Source organism: Synechococcus sp. R55.3 (assembly GCF_047461975.1).
Classification (GTDB): domain Bacteria; phylum Cyanobacteriota; class Cyanobacteriia; order Thermostichales; family Thermostichaceae; genus Thermostichus.
The window spans coordinates 1-17559 of sequence record NZ_JANSIG010000064.1 but is presented as its reverse complement, the minus strand read 5'-3'; the positions used below and the strand labels follow the sequence as shown (position 1 = coordinate 17559).

Here is a 17559-nt window from a genome sequence, read left to right as displayed (position 1 = left end):
GGAGGGGCAACCTGACACGGTAAGTGCTGTCGCAGAACCAGGAACCAGAATCCCCTGCCTTTAGGCAGGGGAGTATGTCAAGGCTCAGGGAAAATAATGGTTTAATGGTGGTTTGACAGCCAAAACTTCCTGGCCCAGGCCGGAACTCTCTTGGCAGGGCCCCTTGATCTTGAGTTTGGGATCCCTTCTCACCTTGTCTATGCTGAAAACCACTCGTCGCTTGGCCCTGCTAGCCCTGTCGGGGCTGGCGGTTCTTGTTCTCGCTCCCCAGAGGGGCCTCGCCAGGCCCATCATCGTCGGCTCCAAGGACTTTACCGAGCAGTTTATTCTGGGGGAAATGTATGCCTTGGCCCTGGAGGCGGCAGGGTTCACGGTGGAGCGCAAGCTCAACCTGGGGGGCACGCCGGTAGCTCATGCGGGCCTGCTGAGCGGCGAGATCGATCTCTACCCAGAGTACACCGGCACCGGCCTGCTGACGGTGCTTAAACTGCCCACCAGCGGCGACCCGGCAGAGGTGTACGCGACGGTGGCCCGCGAGTACGAGAGCCGGTTCCGATTGATTTGGCTGGATCCCGCCCCCATGAACAACACTCAGGCCCTGGCCATGACCCGAACTAGAGCGGCTGAGCTGGGCATCGCCACCATCTCGGACATGGTGGCCAAAGCGGGCGAGCTGGTGATGATCGGGCCGCCGGAGTTTCAAGCCCGCGAAGATGGACTACCCGGGATCCAAGCCGTCTACGGTAATTTCCGGCTCAAGGCCTACAAAGCAGTGGATCCCGGCCTGCGCTACCAGGGCTTGGTCAATGGGGAAGCGGATGTGGCGGTGGCTTTTGGCACCGATGGGGAAATTGCCGCCTTTGACCTGGTGCTGCTGGAGGATGACAAGCAGCTTTTCCCCCCCTACCAGGTGGCGCCGGTGGTGCGCAAGGATACCCTGGAGGCCAACCCCAGCATTGCCGCTGCTTTGAATGCCCTCTCCCCTCTGCTGACGGATGAGGTGATGCAGCGGTTGAACTACGAGGTGAGCGGCAACCGCAAGGAGCCGGCGGAGGTGGCCAGAACTTTCTTGGTGGAAGCCGGCATCCTGAAGAAATAATCTTGCCCTTGCACGAGGCCCTGAGGTGAGCACCGTTGAGTTCGAGCGGGTGTCGCTGCGCTTTCCCCACAGTTCCCAGCCGGCTGTGGACGAGTGCAGTTTTTCCGTGGAGTCGGGCCAGTTGGTGGTCATTTTGGGGCCTTCTGGCTGCGGCAAAACCACCCTTCTGAAAATGGTGAATCGCCTACTGGATCCCACCCAGGGGCAGATTCGCTTGGACGGGCGGGATATCCGCCAGTTTCCCGTCACGGCTCTGCGGCAGCGGATCGGCTATGTTATCCAGCAATCGGGGCTGTTTCCCCACATGACGGTGGCCCAGAATGTGGCGGTGGTGCCGCGACTTTTGGGATGGGCGAAGGAGCGCATCCGCGAGCGGGTGGACGAGCTGCTCAGCTTGGTTAATCTGCCCCCCCATGAGTACAGAAACCGCTACCCTGCCCAACTGTCGGGTGGACAACAGCAGCGGGTGGGGCTGGCGCGGGCGCTGGCCGGGGATCCAGGGCTGCTGCTGATGGACGAGCCCTTTGGGGCCATCGACGCCATTACCCGCAGCAAGCTGCAAGAGGAGATCCTGCGCCTGCAACGGCAATTGAAAAAAACCATCCTGTTCGTCTCCCACGATGTGGAAGAGGCGCTGCGCCTGGCGGATCGCATTTTGGTGATGCAGAAGGGGCGGGTGGTGCAGTTCGACACTCCCTTTCGGCTGCTCACCCAGCCGGCTACTCCCTTTGTCAGGGAACTGCTGGGGGCAGATGACATGGTACGGCAGTTGAGTGTGCTGCGGGTGGAAACGGCGATGGCCGGGATCCCGCACAACCACAAAATCCAAGAGGGAGCGATGGTGAGGCCCCAGGCCACTTTGCGGCAAGCCTTGTCCCTGCTGTTGCGCACAGGGGCGGCAGCCCTGACGGTGTGGGAGGACGGGCGGGCCATCGGCGTTTTGACCTTGGATCACATTCGCAGCTTGGCCATGCTGGAGGGGGGATCCGCGTGAGCTATCTCCTCAACCACCCCGGCCTGATGTGGCAGCTCACCCAAGAGCATCTGGCGATGGTGGGGATGACCTTGGGCATGGCGGTGGTGCTGGCGGTGCCGCTGGCTCTGCTGGTTCACCACGTGCGCTGGTTGGCCCTGCCGGTCATGGGGATCCTCAGCATCCTGTACACAGTGCCCAGCCTGGCTTTGATCATTTTGTTGGTGCCCTGGCTTGGCCTGAATGCCCGCTCGGTGGTGGTGGCGATGGTGATCTACACGCAGGTGATCTTGGTGCGCCATTTTTGCGTGGGCCTGCGCTCGGTCGAGCCTGCCATCCTGGAAGCTGCCAAGGGCATGGGGATGAACCTCTGGCAACGGTGGTGGCAGGTGCAGGTGCCGCTCATGCTGCCCATTGTTTTGGCAGGGCTGCGGCTGGCGGCAATTGTGGCCATTGCCATTGCCACCGTGGGCGCCAAGTTTGGGGCGGGAGGACTGGGCACCCTGCTGTTCGATGGCATTGCCCAGGCCGGTCGCTACGACAAGATCTTGGCCGGATCCCTGGCGGTGGGATCCCTGGCCTTGCTGGTGAACACAGCCTTGCTCAGCCTGGAATGGGCGGCCCGTCGTGGCTGAGGGGGTAGACTTAAGGACTCCGTCCCGCTGGCGCGATCGGGCAGGTTTATCCTCTAGTTGTGTGGGGCGAAACTGGGTGTAGCATGGGTGAGCAACCAGGGACTCCGTCCCGCTGGCGTGAGCGGGTGAGAGATTGGTCATCCCGCGCCGATTGGGAGCTGATGGAAGCGCTCAAGGCGGGGCAACCTGCTGCTCTGGCTGCGCTCTACGATCGCTATGCCGGCTTGGTCTATGGGCTGGCCTTCAAGATCCTGGGCCACGTGGCCGAGGCAGAAGACCTGACTCAGGAGGTGTTTGTCGAGCTGTGGCGCAAGGTTGGCTGTGATCCAAGGACTCCGTCCGAGTCGCGCGAGCGGCGGGGATCCCTGAGCAGTTTTTTGTGCATCCTGACCCGCTCGCGGGCCATTGACCGTCTGCGTTCTCAGGGCAGCCACCAACTTCTTTTGAAACGCTGGCAAACCCTTCTCAGCGCCGTTCGTGTTGACGGAACGGAGTCCCATAGCAAGATCCCGCTCCCTTTTGAGCAGGTTTCCATCGAGGAGCGGCGGCAAGCGGTGCAAGCGGCCCTCAGCCAATTGCCCGAAAACCAACGGCAGATCCTGGAGTTGCTCTATTACCAAGGGTTGAGCCAGGCAGACATTGCTCGCCAATTGGGGATCCCGTTGGGGACGGTTAAGACCCGCTCTCGCCAAGCTCTCTGCAAATTGCGGGGATCCCTGCGCGCCCTTCTGGGTTTCTGCTCGCGTTAGCGGGACCGCGTCCTTTCGCGTCAGCGGGACGGAGTCCTAGGTTTGGAGTTGAGTTCTGGTGTCGGGATGGCCATGTCTGATCGCGTCAGCGGGACGGAGTCCTTTCGCGTCGGCGGGACGGAGTCCTTTCGCGTCGGCGGGACGGAGTCCTTATCCACCTCGCCCCCTTTAACAGAGGAACGGGAAGAACTGGCCGGCTATCTGCTGGGGGACTTATCTCCTGAACAGGTGAGTGCTCTAGAGGCACGCCTAACCCAAGACCCTCGGCTGGCGGCCGAACTGCAAGCTATGCAAGAAACCTTGGAGTTGTTGCCCTACGGATTGCCAGGAGTGCTCCCGCCCGCCAGCTTGCGCGACCAGGTGATGGCAGAGGTGGGGGCTATCGGCTTACGCGAGCAGGAGATGGCAGTCCCCCTTCACTCTCCACTGCCTGCTTTTGGGGTGGGGTGGCGCTGGTTGGGAGGCTTGGTGGCGGCAATTTTGGTTCTGCTCAGCTTGGACAACTGGCGACTGCGGCAAGCACTGCAACTAGCCCAGTTAGAGCCGGTGCGAGCATTGTCTCATCTCCTGCAACAGCCGGGATCCCGTCTGGTGCATTTGCAGGGGGAGGCGGGGACGGCCAATGTGCTGTTTCGCCCAGGAGACTGGCAGGAGGTTATCTTGGCCGCACGGGATCTGCCCCAACCGGTGGCGGGGGAGCGCTACTCCCTCTGGCTCAAGCTGGATAATGGCGAGTTCCTCCACTGTGGTGACTTTCAGGTGGATGCTCAAGGCTCTGCTCTGGTGGCCCTACGCCCATCCCGCACGTTGCCGGCAGGTACCCGCGCCCAAGAGCTGCTGATCGCGACCGGTTCCCGCCAACTGCCCGCTCGCGCTACTCGGACGGAGTCCTTGAAACCCCTTCTGACGGGCAAGGTGTGAGGTGAGAGGAAAGGTTGGCCTGCAAAGGTTAGCTGTGCTGGTGGGGGCGCTACTGGCCCTTCTGGCCTTGTGGTGGACGGATCCCACGCCAACAACCCTAAGCCAATACGTTACTTCTTTGCAGGAGCGCACTCCTTCTCAACTCCACAACATTCGCCGAGCCGTCCAAAGCCTGGATGGAGTTTACATCATGCCTGCGACACGCTCACAGGAACAGGCAGAAGTGATTTTTTCCTTCAACCAAGTGGTGGGGCCGCGCAGCCTGGAACGAGGCTATGTGCCCGCGCCGGTGTTTATGGTGGCCGAAACCCTGGATTCGGTTGGGGGAGGAATCTGTCAGGTGTCCTCTAGCCTTTACAATGCTGCTCTGTTGGCAGGGCTGGAGGTGGTGGAGAGGCACCCCCATTACCGGCAGGTAGAGTCGGTGCCCCCTGGCTTAGATGCCACCGTTTGGTACGGCTTGGCCGACCTCAAGCTGCGCAACCCTTTCCCTTGGCCGGTGCGCTTGCGAGTTCAGATCCGCGGCCCAAACCTGATTGTGTCCGTGCTGGGACGGGGATCCCGCCACGCCCTGAGGATCCCACCCATCCGTGTAGAGCGGCACCGGCTGGATCCCCAGCATTTGCAGGTGAGCGTGTATCGGGGTAACGAGCGCCTCTCCCAAGATCGCTATGTCGTTGCTCCCTAGCCTCTCATCGCGCCAGCGGGACGGAGTCCTTTTTTCGCCCCATTGGCCCCCTACTTCAGCGTCTCAGGAGCAGCTCCCCAGCAACCTCCACACAGGGATCCATGTTAATTTCTACACCAACATGGTTAGCGACAGGGTCGGCGACAAGCCTCAAACCCTGATTCTTCCGTTGACCCGGTCGATCCCGCTCTGGGCAAGGGTTTCAGGCCCCTCGGCGGAGAAAAACAAGGGGAAATTGCAGCCGAAAACAAGACCTCTGGGCAAGGGTTATAATGGGGGGCGAGTCGCTTCCCTTCGGGGAAGTGGAATTAATGGAAACGCTGTAATTAAATTTCAACCCATGAAGTTTTTTGAAAAATACCTTACCGTTTGGGTCTTGCTATGCATTGCTGCAGGCATTGGTCTTGGGAAAATACTGGGGAATTCTGTTTCGGTGCTTGAAAGCTGGCAGATATATACCATCAACATTCCGATAGCGGTGTTGGTTTGGATGATGATCTACCCGATGATGGTACAGATTGATTTTTCATCGATAGGCGGTGTTTCAAAAAATTGGAAAGGACTGGCGCTGACAGTTACTGTAAACTGGCTGATCAAACCTTTCACCATGGCATTGTTTGGATGGATTTTCTTTAAAAATCTGTATGCTACCTGGATCACTCCGGAAGATGCAGACCAGTACCTGGCAGGCGCCATTCTGCTGGGTGCCGCACCCTGCACAGCCATGGTGTTTGTGTGGAGTTATTTGGTAAAAGGCGATGCCAATTATACGTTAATACAAATTTCAGTCAACGATCTTATTCTGCCGGTTGCATTTGTACCCATTGTAAAATGGCTGCTGGGAGTAACCAACGTACAGATACCGTATGAAGTACTGATTACTTCGGTGGTTGTTTTTGTTGTTATACCGCTAACTACGGGCTATCTGACCAATCGGATATTGCTTCAACGAAAAGGAAAGGATTGGTTTGAACAAAAATTTCTTCCGGCACTTCGTCCTGTTTCCATACTAGCATTGCTTTCAACCCTGGTTTTACTCTTTGCCTTTCAGGGCGAACACATACTGGATCATCCATACACCATTTTGTTGATAGCCATACCACTGACCATTCAAACCTACTTCATATTTTTTATAACCTGGCTGGGTGGAAAATTGCTCCGTTTATCACATCCGGTTTGTGCACCGGCTGCGATGATTGGTGCCAGTAATTTTTTTGAACTCGCAGTTGCCGTGGCCATATCACTTTTTGGTCTTAATTCAGGTGCGTCGTTAGCCACAGTGGTTGGTGTACTCATAGAAGTACCCATTATGTTATCGTTGGTAGCCATCGCTAACAGTTGGAGGTATTAAATTAAAAAATTCATAGCATGAAAAAAATCTTGGTTTTATGCACAGGTAATAGCTGCCGTAGTCAAATGGTACATGGTTATTTAGAAAATCTGTTACAAGGTAAAGCTCATATTTACAGTGCCGGTATTGAGATGCATGGCGTAAATCCGAGAGCCATACAAATCATGAAGGAAGATGGAATTGATATCAGTCATCATACCAGCAACCATGTAAATGAATACTTAAACATACCCTTTGATTACATCATCACGGTATGTGATCATGCCAGAGAAAACTGTCCGTACATACCAGGTAATTCCATTCGCATACATCATAGTTTTTCTGATCCTGCCAAAGCAACCGGAAGTGAAGAAGAAATTATGCATGCATTTCGTATGGTTCGAAATGAGATACGCACATTCTGCGAAGAATTTTCAAAGACTATCATTGCTTAATCCTAGTAAGAAAACACAAACAAAAAAGCCCCGTAACCGGGGCTTTCTGATTTATTTTACAACCATGATGCGTTGTGTTATCGCTTGTTTTCCGTCAGATATTCTAAGAAGATAAATTCCAGAAGACAATCCGTCTGTGATCAAAGTTATTTGCTGCTGAGATGGAGCAATGGTAAATTGCTGCAACACCTGACCCAGTGTTGTCATCAGTTCTCCTTTCAACGGTTCGGCAGAAGCCAATTGCAGAGCAATGGTAATCATATCAGTAGCTGGATTGGGATACACCAAAAAGTTGGAGGTATTCATCACTTCATCCAGCGAAGAACAGTTAAGTACTGTAACCGATGCAGTGGCAGTTGCTGTACATCCGTTAGTAGCTGTGGCTGTAACGGTATAGGTAGTAGTGGATGCAGGGCTTACATTGATGGAAGCAGTATTAGCACCTGTATTCCAAGTAAAACTATTACCACCAGAAGCAGTAAGATTTACAGAGCTTCCCTGACAAATAGTACCGCCACCACTTATAGTAGGTGTGGGCAAAGGGTTCACCACAATACTGGCTGTTGCCGTGTTTGTTCCGTTTAAATTGCTAGCTGTTAATGTTACAGTATATGTCCCCGCTGAATTAAATGTTACAGTAGGACTGGCAGCCGTACTTGTTGAAGGAGTTCCGCCGGGGAAGGACCAGCTATAGGAAGTAGCATTGGTAGATGTATTGGTAAATGTAATACTTTGCCCTGCACAGATGTTAGTTGATGAAACATTAAAAGAAGCGCTTGGTGGTGTATTGGTTGCAGCACTAATGTTTATATCATCCAGATAAGTAACATTTCCCCATCCACTTCGCAATTGGAATCTGATTCTGGCGGCGGTTTGAGAAGCATACGGGCTTAAATCTATTGTCTTGGTTGCCCATTGTGATGGGGTAGGTACAAATGCAGTGGTCATATCAGGTGCTGTAGCCAATGGACTCGGGCCTGTATTATTACCATAAGATGCTAATCGTATCCAAGTATTGCCACAATCAGTGGTGATACTTACTATTAATGAATCAGTCGCTTCCCTTCGGGGAAGTGGAATTAATGGAAACGCTAAAGCCGAATTCACTTTACGAAGATCGCTTAGGGTCGCTTCCCTTCGGGGAAGTGGAATTAATGGAAACCAGAGTAAGTACAGGTGTATGTCTAGGGCATGTCTAGGTCGCTTCCCTTCGGGGAAGTGGAATTAATGGAAAAATTAATGGAAACAAACCAAGTGATCCCCTTTCACTTCCAGCCAGTGCCCACCTGGATAATCGGGGCTACGGCTGCCTCGGTCTGCTTTTAAGAGCTGGATCCCGGCTTCTACCTGGTCAAAGGTGGGGTGGTGGGGCAGCACCAAAGACAAAAATTGAAACATCACCTGCCGCTGCAGAGCCAAGGGGGCAGCCCGCAAGGGATCCCGTCGCAGCCCTGGCAAAGCGGGCTCATACACCTGCTGCCATAGCTGAGCTGCTTGGGCTACCACCAGCTCATGTTCTGCTTGGAGCAGCGTGGCAGCCCGATTCAGGGCCGCTTCCAGTTGCGGATTAAAGTGCTGCTTCAAGTAGGGCATCACCTCCAGGCGGAGACGGTTGCGGCAATGGGCCAGATCTTGGTTGCTGCGATCCGGCCAGACCGGCAATTGGTGCTGCTGGCAAAATTGTTCGGTTTCCCAACGGTATAGACCCAGCAGGGGTCGCACCACCTGGGCAGAGGTGGGATCCCGGTCGTCCAGGCGACGCTGCCAATCCAGGCTGCTCAGCCCGGCGGCTCCTGTTCCCCGCAACAAGTTCCACAAAAACGTCTCTGCTCGATCCGTGGCCGTATGCCCCATCACCACGGCGCTGCAATCCCAGATGCGGGCCCATTTGTCCAGTTGTTGGTAGCGCCAAGCCCTGGCCCCTGCCTCATCTCGGCGGATGGGATCCGCAGTCTCAACGGCATGAGGCAGTCCCTGCTGCTGCAGCCACCCCTGCAAAAAGCGAGCACACTCCGTTTCATCTGCCGACCAGCGGTGATCACAATGCAGAACAAATATCTGCCAGCCCCAGCGAGGCTGCAAATCCCGCAAGATCTGGAGCAGGCAAAAAGAATCTTGCCCGCCCGAAAAAGCCACCAGCAGTCGCTGGCCAGGGTGAAGAAGTTGCTGCTGCCGAATGGCGCACTGTACCCGCAGGTGGAGAGGAGAGAGCCTGGCCACAGCTTGCTATTGCTCACGTACAACCCAGACCCTACCTGCCGCTATGGGATCCCTTAGGCAAGAGCTCGGGTCAGATGAGAGGCCACCGCCTGCACAGCAGCAATGCTGCGCTCGTAGGCCATTCGGGTCGGCCCCAGCAAGGTGACCGTACCCAGAGGAGCTGAGCGACGGTGGTAAGTGGAGGCGATAACCGTACAGTGGTGCAGAGACTCCAGTGGATTCTCGCTGCCAATGTAGATGATCACCGGGGTCTTGCGGGCAGACTGTCCCGACTCCTGATCCATCTCCGTTGAGCTCGGCAGAGAGGGCAAACCCCCATCGGCAAAATGGAGCCCAATCATCCCCTGAAGTTGCTTGGCTCCCTCCTCGATCAACTGCATCACTGCCTGCACCTGCCGGGCCTGGGAAAACTCCGGCTGACGCATCAACTCGGCCATACCGGCACTGAACACCTGCCCCAGAGAGGGCTGTAGACAGCGTTGCACCACCGAGCGCAGCAGTTGCTGCAGCCAATGGCCGTAGGTACGAAATTCTTCATCCAGTTTCAGCCAGCTCAGATCTTGCAGCTCGGCAAAGGTTTTGCCCCGCAGCTTCAGGGTGAGAAAGTTGCTGAGCAATTGCAATTCATCTTCCAAATCCTCTCGGGAGTCGCTGGGCCAGTCGGGGGGGCTGACCAGAGCTGAATGGGTTTGATAGGAGTCGGTTACCACCAACACCATCACCCGCCCTGGTGCTACCGACACCAACTGCACATGATGAATGGCTACCACCGGCCCCTGAGGAGGAGTGATGAGAGCAATGCAACCGCTCAGATGGGCCAAAAGCTGAGCTACCCTTTGCAGGAGGCTGTCTAGGTCGTCTCCCAGCTCACGGCCAAGCTGATCCATCAACTGTTGCAGAGCGGGATGGGGATCCGGCTGAGGAGCATCGTGAGGGATCCCACCGCTGTTGGCGGAGGTCAACAAATCGTTGACATAAACCCGATAGCCAAAGTCGGAGGGAACCCGACCCGCAGAGGTGTGGGGCTGAAACAGTAACCCCACCTGCTCAAGGGTGGCCAGGTCGTTACGAATGGTGGCCGTGCTCACCCCAAAGTTATAGGACTGGGCCAAGGTTTTGGAACCGACAGGTTCAGCCGTCGCAATGTAGCTGCGCACCGTCGCCCAGAGAATCTTCCGCTGGCGGGGAGTCAGTTCGAGTTTCATAGCCGATCAAAAGAACCCAGTCAACACCTATCTATCTAAAGGGAAGTGCTAAACAGAGCCGGTAAATTGCTCCAGGATAGACCAACTCAGGGTTGAGATACGAATCTAGACAAACTTTCGCGTCTAAATACATCTGTATGCATCTATTGTTACTCTTTCATGACGGGTTGCCCAGGAAGGGAGTCGCAACACCCAATGCCGAAAGAGGTTGAGGCTGTGGGTTGTGCAGGAGAAAGGGAAATCCCCTCTAGCCTAGACCCCTTTTTTTGCCCAGAGGTGATATAAAGTTGAGTCAACTCTAGGCCAACTGGGCCTGCTGCTGTCCCCCCTGTATCCTTTTGTATCTTTGAGGTTGTCCCGTGTACTTATCCCCCCAGGAGAAAGACAAGTTGTTGATCTACCTGGCTGCCCAGTTGGCTCGGGATCGGCGGCAGCGGGGCCTCAAACTCAATTACCCTGAGGCAGTGGCCTACTTGAGCGCAGCGGTTTTGGAGGGGGCGCGGGAAGGGAAAACGGTCGCCCAATTGATGAGCGAGGGGCTGACGTGGCTGACCCGCGAGGACGTAATGCCCGGGATCCCGGAGATGATCCCCGAAATCCAAGTGGAAGCCACCTTTCCCGACGGCACCAAGCTGGTTACCTTGCACCATCCCATTCGCTAGCGTCGGGGCTGCCCGCTTTCAGGGATCCCCCAGATGCTCCAAAGACCGAAAAACTTCAGGAGGTTGTCCCCATGCCCTCTGGCCGCAAATCCAAAACCACGCCTGGCGCCAACGCGGAGCCAGCCCTAATCCCAGGGGAACTGCTGCTGGCAGAGGATCCCATCCAGGCCAACGTCGGGCGGGCCACCGTGACGCTAGAGGTCACCAACCGAGGGGATCGGCCCGTTCAGGTGGGATCCCATTTTCACTTTTTCGAGGTGAACCGGGCCCTGGTTTTCGATCGCGCCGCCAGCTTTGGCATGCGCCTCAACATTCCTTCCGGCAATGCGGTGCGTTTTGAGCCAGGCCAAACCCATCGGGTGACGCTGGTGGCTTTGGGGGGCAAGGGGTTGGTGCATGGCTTCAATCGGCTCACGGAGGGTACGGTACGCTCTGCCGCCCAAAAGCGGCTGGCCCTGGCCCGATTGCAGGAGTGGATGGGTCAAGCAGCCAATCCCTAGGGAGTACCGCCCCCCCCAAGTGTGCAGCTTTGGGCAGCCGTGCCAAGGTTCAACCCCATCCCCGTCTCCGCTCAGATTCAGGACAGTAGGGCTATCCTATTTCTCCCCTAGGAGCGGGCAGATGTCAGAACGCGAGACTATCTTGTGGATGTGGGTGCAAGGCTTGGGGCTAAATCTTTCTGGGTTGGCGCTGTTGGCAGCAGCAGGCACCGCCTTTGGGCCTCTCAGTTGGACAGGTGCGACGGTGGCGGTGATGTTGAAGCTCATTGGAGATGGCCAACTGCTGCGGAGCTACTGGCTCTGGCGAAGCCGGCGACAACAGAGGGGATCCCAGCCCGTCAGCTCGGCAGCGGCAGTGCTCCAGAGTCAGGCTTGAGACAATCGCCAGCCCTTGTTCGGTCTCCGACCCAATAAAGCCAACTTAACCCTCCCTAGTCTCTCTTCCGAAGGGGGGAGGGAAGCTTGAGCTCACGGCTGTCTGGAGATGATAGCCCTCGGAAACCCTGTGGATCCTTGGGGCCCGGAGCTTTATCTCGGCTTTGGATCTGATCTGGATCTGAGTCCCCTCCGGCACCGGTAAGCCTCATTGCAGGTGAGCCACGGTCACTCCAGTACCGCCGTCTTGGGGATCAGCGGCTGAAAAACGCTGAACGCGGGGGTGATTTTGCAAGTAAGCTTGTACGCCGGCCCGCAAGCGCCCTGTGCCGTGGCCGTGGATGATCCAGACAGGGCCGGGGGGAGCTTGGGCAAAGTGCTGTTCCAAAATGGCCTCGGCCTCGGCAACGGTTTTTCCCCTCAGATCGAGGGTGTTCTGACTGGTGCGCAGGTTCAGGGGAGCTGTGGCTGCAGGGGAGGGAGGTGGGGCTTTGGGGCGTTGGCGCTGCTTGGCCTGGTGTTCGTCAATGGGATCCAACTGCCCCCGTGGCACTGTGAATTTGAGGATGCCGCTGCGCACTACATATACATCTCCTTCGATGGCGATCACCTCTCCCGTCTGCCCCAAGCCTCTCAGCCGCACCCGATCTCCCACCTCTGGCACAAACTCCATATCCACAGGCGGCGGTGGGGGAGAGTAGCGCTGCTGGATTTGCGCCAGCTCGGCAGTAATGCGTTGGGGATCCTCTCCCTGCTGCAATTTGCGGATGGCGGCAGCCACTTCCTGACGGGCAGCAGCCAACAGGGCTTGCAGTTCTTGGTTTTGCTTCTGCTCCAGCCGGGCTTCTCGCTCGGCGATTTGGCGGCTACGCTGTTGCATTTGTTGATATAGGCTCTCCAGCTCTCGATGCAGGGATCCCACCTGGGCCGCCCGCTCTTCCAATTGAGCTCGCTGCGCTTCCAGCCCGGCAATCACCTGATCCACCTGGCTTTCCCCCTGCAGGTGCTGCTGGGCCCGCCGCAGAATCTCTGGATCCAACTGCAGCCGTTGAGCAATGGTCAAGGCATTGGAGCGGCCTGGGATCCCCCACAAAAGGCGATAGGTGGGGGCCAGGGTGACCTCATCAAACTCCACCGAGGCATTTTCAAAGCAGGGATGTTGGTATTTCAGGGCCTTCAACTCGCCGTAGTGGGTGGTGGCCAGGGTGAGCAGCGCCTTTTCCGAGAGATACTCCAACAGCCCAGCCGCCAGGGCAGCGCCTTCGGTGGGATCCGTGCCCGCCCCCACCTCATCCAACAGGACAAGGGCCGGCTCTGGAGTGGACTGCAGGGCCTGTACCATGCGGCTGATGCGGCGGATGTGCCCTGAAAAGGTGGAGAGATTTTGTTGCAGCGATTGTTCGTCCCCAATGTCGGCGTAAACCCTGTCGAACCAAGGCAGTTGGGGCGGATCTTGAGCCGGCAGGAAGATCCCCGCCTTGGCCATGAGCACCAACAGCCCCAGGGTTTTCAAGGCAACGGTTTTGCCGCCGGTGTTGGGGCCGGTGATGACTACGACCCGAATCGAGTCCGAGAGGGTGAAGTCGATAGGGACAACAGCAGAGCCTTGACCCTCCGAAGGGGCAGCGGCGCGAGATTGCCAGAGCAGCAGGGGGTGCTTGGCCTGACGCAGGCGCAATCCTGCCGAGACAAACTGGGGACGATTGCCGTCCAGCCAGAGGCTGTAGCGACCCCGAGCCAGAGCCACATCCAACCCCACCATCACCCCCTGCAAATGCTCCAGATCGGTGGCGACGGAGGCCACCTGAGCCGAGAGCGCGGCTAAGATCCGCTCTTCCTCCGCCTGAATCTGAACTTGGGTTTCTCGCCAGCGGTTGCCCAGTTCCACCACGGCGTAGGGCTCCACATAGAGGGTGGCCCCACTGGCAGAGCTGTCATGCACAATGCCGCGGATGAGATCCCGATGGGTGGCCTTGACCATCAGGACAAACCGTCCCTGCCGCTGGCCGATCAGGTTGTCCTGCAGCGCCTGGGGGTACTGGCTCATCAACTGTTGCAGGCGCTCCTGGATCTGGCTGCGTTGCCGCCGCTGCTGCTGGCGCAGATCCGCAAGGGTAGGGCTGGCGCTGTCCCGCACCTCGCCATGTTCCTCCAGGCAGCGGAAGATCTCCTGCTCCAGCTCCGGGTAGGTGCGCAGGGTGCTCACCCAAGTTTGCAAGCGTGGCAGATGGTCGTGGTCGTCGATCAGACGACGAATGCGGCGGGCCGCCCCCAGAGTTGTAGCAATCTGCACCAGCTCTTCCCCGCTCAGGATCCCCCCCCGTTCAGCCCGTTCCAAAGCCGGCAGCAGGTTGTGGATCCCTGCCATGGAAAGGCCCCCCGCCTGTGTGCGATCGAGGCGGATCGCCTCTTCCGTCTGCTCAAGGTAGGCTTCGCTATCGGCGCGGCTCTGCCAGGGATCCAGCTCTAGGCAGGCACGACGGCCCAAGGGTGTGGCAGCAAAGGTGGCCAAGTGTTGACAGAGGCGGGGCCACTCCAACAATTCCAAAGTTTCTTGCCCTTCGTCTTGGCGGGCCGTAGGCCCTGGGGAGGGATCGGGCTTGGAAAAGACTGGCAGCGGGTGCAAGGTGGGGACGGTGGGCATTAACCATTCAGCGATGCAAAGAACCCTGGAGACGCAGTTGCTTCATCTCCTGCAAAAACTGCCGTTGGTACTTGAGGAAGGCCGTGTGCCACTCGCGGAAGCGACGCTCGCCATCCCGCACCAGCATCTGCCGGTACTGCTCTGAGTTGAGGCGGGGCCGAGCAAAAGATGAGTCCATAGGGATTGGGGATGCTCTCTATCTTATTGTGGCAGGCTCTGGGTCGGCTTCCACAGATGGCTTTTGGTGGGAGGGGCACGCTGATAATGGCGCCGTTGTCTCACGCGCTGCCTCTGGTGATCTTCCCAAGAAGCTGAGCTCACCGAAAAACTGGGTTCAAAGCCCCGCCCTACCGCTGTGGGGTTCGCCTTGGGTGTCCTGTGGAGGGTGGAAGTGAGCTGCATTCACGGCCAAACTGAACCTCACAAGCCTGCCATACTGAAGGAAGTTGCTGCACTCAAAACACTCAAGATCCGTGCGCAAACGAGTCACCCTCATTTTCCCCCGCCATTTGGTGAATGTGCCTCTCACCTATCGGTTGGCCAAAGACTTCGATGTGGCTGCCAATATCGTGCGCGCCAGGGTAGCCCCCAACGAAGTGGGTACTTTGGTGGTGGAGCTGTCGGGGGATATCGACCAGGTGGAAGCAGGCTTGGAGTGGGTGCAGTCTTTGGGCATTGAGGTGACAGAACGGGCCAAGGAAATTCAGATTGACCCAGACTTGTGTGTGGATTGCGGATTGTGTACGGGAGTTTGCCCAACCGAGGCCCTGAAGATTTCTGCTCCCAACTGGAAGCTGGAGTTCTCTCGCAACCGCTGTGTCATGTGCGAACAGTGTGTTGCCACCTGCCCCGTTGGGGCGATCAGCACCAGCTTGTAGTCAGTTTGTGGTCAGTTGGCTGAGTTACGAACTCCCCCAAGCTGACAAATCCCTTTACAATCCTGTTAGATTTGTTGGACATAGGTCTAGCTGCGGAGCGCACTCGACATGGCTTCTACTACATCGTTGATTGGGTTAACTTATGCCGGTTTGGCTGTTCTCTATTTGCTGGTGCTGCCTCTGTTGTCTCTGCTGTACGTGGACAAACGCTGGACTTCAGGCAGTGCTTGGGAAAAGGTGTTGATGTTTTTCTTGGTCTTGTTTTTCTTTCCCGGCATGGTGCTCTTGGCTCCCTTCATGACGTTCCGGCCCAAGCCCCGGTCGCTGTAAGGTCAGCCGTTTGTCGGTTCACTGAGCCATGCGCAGATTGGATGTTCTTGCTATAGGCTTAGCCCTGCTGTTGGGGGGAGGGATCCTCTATGGCCTGCTGCTTTGGGCGGGCTTGGATACGGGGGCCGCGCAGCAGATATCGAGCGTGGTGCTCCTGCTGGCTTGCTTGGGGTGGACTTTTGGCTACCTGAGGCGGGTGCTGCGGGGGGAAATGACCCTGAAGGCTCAGTGGGCCAGCTTTGAGACCCAGCAACTTCAAGAGAAACTCCACTCGCTGTCTCCGGAAGAGTGGCAGGCCCTGCAAGCTGAATTGGAAAGCGAGAAAGAAGGGATCCCAGATTGAATTGAGCAAGACAAACGTTGAGGCCGTCGGACAGGCCGCACCCAGAAATGGGCTGTCGGCTGCTGGGGATCCGGATTTAATTTGTAGAGTGTTGGGCCTAAACAGCAGCACTTGTATATCCGGTCACCATTTGCTCCTCTTAAGGATGCTACATTGCGCCTTGCACAAGATTCTGACGTATAACGGATCATCAAGTGGTGCAAGCCTTCGCCTTCCCTTCTACTCACATCTCTCCATCTACGGTGAGCAAAACCATACTGCTAGCTCAGGGCCAGCCCTCGCAAATTCATCTCTGGAAGTTGGCGCTGGAGTCTCAGGGGCACTCTGTGGTGCTGGTTTCCCCGCGTGAAGATCTGCTGGAGGTGGCAGCAAGTCAGCCTCTGGATTTGGATCTGATGGTGGTGGACATGACGACGGGGCTGTTTAACCCCTATGCCTTTTGTCGAGAGTGCCAAAGTAAGCTGCCCAACATCCCTGTGATCCTGACTCATCACCCCCGTCGCCACATCGAGCCTGCAGAGCGGCGCTGGGCAATTTATCAGGGGGCAGCAGATGTGATCCCCGGCTTGGCAGAGGCCGACGATATTCTCCACTCCCTCGAACGAATTTACGAGGCTGCCAGGTGGTTTTTGCCTATTGACACGGCGGCACTCTACAGGGCTCTGGAGCAAGCGGGCGTATGGCCTGGGGAGGTCAGCCGTACATCTTCTTCCACCACTCCCCCGCAGCCGATCGCGCACTCCCCCACCGCCCCTCCACAACCCATCACGGCGGAAGGGGATCCAGGGCAGAAAGACTTGACCCCGCAGGTGAAGTACCGATTGATGTACCGGGGTCGCCCTGTCGGTTGAGCACGTTTTCTCGCACTGTCTTGCTCTGCCAGGGTTGAACTGCTAAGAGAAGGTCAGCGCAACACTAGGGCTAGAGTAGCCCCTTGGGATCCCGTCTCGACCAACCGCAATTCCCCTCCATGGGCCTGCAGGATACGCTTGGCGATGTAGAGCCCTAGACCTCCTGAGCCGGTTGGGTAGTGGTGGCCGGCAATGTGAATGGGCTGGGTCACATAGGGTTGGGCCAACTCTTCCAGAGGGGCGGGTAGGCCGGGGCCATCATCCTGCACCTGGATCTGGCGGGGGCTGACAGTGAGCACCACTGCATGGCGTGCATAGCGCAAGGCATTGTCCACCAGATTCACCAGCGCCCGCTCCAGCTCTGCCTCATCGGCGTTGCCCCACCCTTCCCCTTCCACTCGCAGGTCGATCCCCCGTTCTTGGGCCAGGGATCCCATGCGCTCGGCCACCCTTCTGGCTAGGGATCCCAGATCGCAAGGCCGAGGATGCAGCTCGATCTCTCCCCGCTCCAGGCGGTGGGCCTCCACCATTTTCTGCACCAGCGAGAGATTGTGTTGGTTTTCCTGCAGGATGCGATCCAGCAGAGCGCGACGTTGCTCCGGATCGAGCTGTTGATCCTGTTTGAAGGCGCTCAGCAGGTGCCCAAAGGCGATGAGGGGAGTTTTCAGGTCGTGAACCAGGGTGGCGGTAAAGGCTTCTCG

At 57.3% G+C, this 17559-nt stretch carries 21 protein-coding genes; 15 read left to right on the top strand and 6 right to left on the bottom strand.

Annotation, left to right across the window (positions count from 1 at the left end):
* The first annotated feature begins 163 nt into the window (after window positions 1–163).
* The 8 genes from NW849_RS10405 (at window position 164) to NW849_RS10370 (ending at window position 6850) form a co-directional block, all read left to right on the top strand.
* Window positions 164–1099 carry a glycine betaine ABC transporter substrate-binding protein gene (locus NW849_RS10405; protein WP_414357580.1) on the top strand — a complete coding sequence of 312 codons (936 nt, stop codon included), beginning with the start codon at window positions 164–166 and terminating at the stop codon, window positions 1097–1099.
* A gap of 25 nt (window positions 1100–1124) precedes the next feature.
* Complete coding sequence (locus NW849_RS10400) at window positions 1125–2093, top strand: ABC transporter ATP-binding protein (protein ID WP_414357579.1); 969 nt, start codon at window positions 1125–1127, stop codon at window positions 2091–2093.
* Window positions 2090–2707: an ABC transporter permease gene (locus tag NW849_RS10395; RefSeq protein ID WP_414357578.1), complete on the top strand. Its 618-nt coding sequence runs from the start codon at window positions 2090–2092 to the stop codon at window positions 2705–2707. The genes NW849_RS10400 and NW849_RS10395 overlap by 4 nt, the downstream gene beginning before the upstream one ends.
* 83 nt (window positions 2708–2790) lie before the next feature.
* Window positions 2791–3456 carry a sigma-70 family RNA polymerase sigma factor gene (locus NW849_RS10390; RefSeq protein ID WP_414330560.1) on the top strand — a complete coding sequence of 222 codons (666 nt, stop codon included), beginning with the start codon at window positions 2791–2793 and terminating at the stop codon, window positions 3454–3456.
* Between the two features lie 72 nt (window positions 3457–3528).
* Window positions 3529–4377 (top strand): anti-sigma factor domain-containing protein, encoded by an 849-nt coding sequence (locus NW849_RS10385; protein ID WP_414357577.1) that lies wholly within the window; start codon window positions 3529–3531, stop codon window positions 4375–4377.
* 1 nt (window position 4378) lies between these two features.
* Window positions 4379–5065 (top strand): VanW family protein, encoded by a 687-nt coding sequence (locus NW849_RS10380; protein ID WP_414357576.1) that lies wholly within the window; start codon window positions 4379–4381, stop codon window positions 5063–5065.
* A 340-nt stretch (window positions 5066–5405) separates the two neighbouring features.
* Entirely contained in the window at window positions 5406–6416 is a 1011-nt protein-coding gene (arsB, locus tag NW849_RS10375; protein WP_414357581.1) for an ACR3 family arsenite efflux transporter, read from the top strand.
* Window positions 6417–6433: 17 nt separating this feature from the next.
* Complete coding sequence (locus NW849_RS10370) at window positions 6434–6850, top strand: arsenate reductase ArsC (RefSeq protein ID WP_414357575.1); 417 nt, start codon at window positions 6434–6436, stop codon at window positions 6848–6850.
* A 51-nt stretch (window positions 6851–6901) separates the two neighbouring features.
* Here NW849_RS10370 and NW849_RS10365 read toward each other — a convergent pair whose 3' ends face one another.
* From NW849_RS10365 to hrcA, 3 genes are all read right to left on the bottom strand, one after another.
* A complete protein-coding gene (locus NW849_RS10365) occupies window positions 6902–7798 on the bottom strand; it encodes a T9SS type A sorting domain-containing protein (RefSeq protein ID WP_414357574.1) in 897 nt (298 codons plus the stop codon).
* Window positions 7799–8086: 288 nt separating this feature from the next.
* Complete coding sequence (gene tilS, locus NW849_RS10360; RefSeq protein ID WP_414357573.1) at window positions 8087–9070, bottom strand: tRNA lysidine(34) synthetase TilS; 984 nt, start codon at window positions 9068–9070, stop codon at window positions 8087–8089.
* Between the two features lie 53 nt (window positions 9071–9123).
* Window positions 9124–10275, bottom strand: a complete 1152-nt coding sequence (gene hrcA / locus NW849_RS10355) for a heat-inducible transcriptional repressor HrcA (RefSeq protein ID WP_414344420.1) — start codon at window positions 10273–10275, stop codon at window positions 9124–9126.
* A gap of 359 nt (window positions 10276–10634) precedes the next feature.
* On the opposite strand from hrcA, the gene NW849_RS10350 reads away from it, so the two are divergent.
* The 3 genes from NW849_RS10350 (at window position 10635) to NW849_RS10340 (ending at window position 11813) form a co-directional block, all read left to right on the top strand.
* The gene (locus NW849_RS10350) at window positions 10635–10937 is read left to right on the top strand and encodes an urease subunit gamma (protein ID WP_011433938.1); all 303 of its coding nucleotides are present in this window, start codon (window positions 10635–10637) and stop codon (window positions 10935–10937) included.
* A gap of 71 nt (window positions 10938–11008) precedes the next feature.
* Window positions 11009–11437, top strand: coding sequence for an urease subunit beta (locus tag NW849_RS10345; RefSeq protein ID WP_414357572.1), 429 nt, complete (start codon window positions 11009–11011; stop codon window positions 11435–11437).
* Window positions 11438–11558: 121 nt separating this feature from the next.
* On the top strand, window positions 11559–11813 hold the full coding sequence (locus NW849_RS10340; protein WP_414357571.1) for a hypothetical protein: 255 nt from the start codon (window positions 11559–11561) through the stop codon (window positions 11811–11813).
* A 207-nt stretch (window positions 11814–12020) separates the two neighbouring features.
* Here the strand turns inward: NW849_RS10340 and NW849_RS10335 are convergent, their stop codons facing one another.
* Both NW849_RS10335 and NW849_RS10330 read right to left on the bottom strand, forming a co-directional pair.
* Window positions 12021–14456 carry an endonuclease MutS2 gene (locus NW849_RS10335; RefSeq protein WP_414357570.1) on the bottom strand — a complete coding sequence of 812 codons (2436 nt, stop codon included), beginning with the start codon at window positions 14454–14456 and terminating at the stop codon, window positions 12021–12023.
* A 7-nt stretch (window positions 14457–14463) separates the two neighbouring features.
* Window positions 14464–14634 (bottom strand): hypothetical protein, encoded by a 171-nt coding sequence (locus tag NW849_RS10330; protein WP_414357569.1) that lies wholly within the window; start codon window positions 14632–14634, stop codon window positions 14464–14466.
* 295 nt (window positions 14635–14929) lie between these two features.
* Here NW849_RS10330 and NW849_RS10325 point away from each other — a divergent pair, with 295 nt between their 5' ends.
* From NW849_RS10325 to NW849_RS10310, 4 genes are all read left to right on the top strand, one after another.
* Entirely contained in the window at window positions 14930–15334 is a 405-nt protein-coding gene (locus NW849_RS10325) for an NIL domain-containing protein (RefSeq protein ID WP_011433941.1), read from the top strand.
* 108 nt (window positions 15335–15442) lie between these two features.
* Window positions 15443–15664, top strand: a complete 222-nt coding sequence (gene ndhL, locus NW849_RS10320; protein ID WP_414331907.1) for an NAD(P)H-quinone oxidoreductase subunit L — start codon at window positions 15443–15445, stop codon at window positions 15662–15664.
* Between the two features lie 28 nt (window positions 15665–15692).
* A complete protein-coding gene (locus NW849_RS10315) occupies window positions 15693–16007 on the top strand; it encodes a DUF3007 family protein (RefSeq protein WP_414357568.1) in 315 nt (104 codons plus the stop codon).
* 242 nt (window positions 16008–16249) lie between these two features.
* On the top strand, window positions 16250–16858 hold the full coding sequence (locus NW849_RS10310) for a response regulator (protein WP_414357567.1): 609 nt from the start codon (window positions 16250–16252) through the stop codon (window positions 16856–16858).
* A gap of 53 nt (window positions 16859–16911) precedes the next feature.
* Here the strand turns inward: NW849_RS10310 and NW849_RS10305 are convergent.
* Window positions 16912–17559, bottom strand: a 648-nt coding sequence (locus NW849_RS10305) for a sensor histidine kinase (protein WP_414357566.1), incomplete at its 5' end; no start/stop codon positions are given.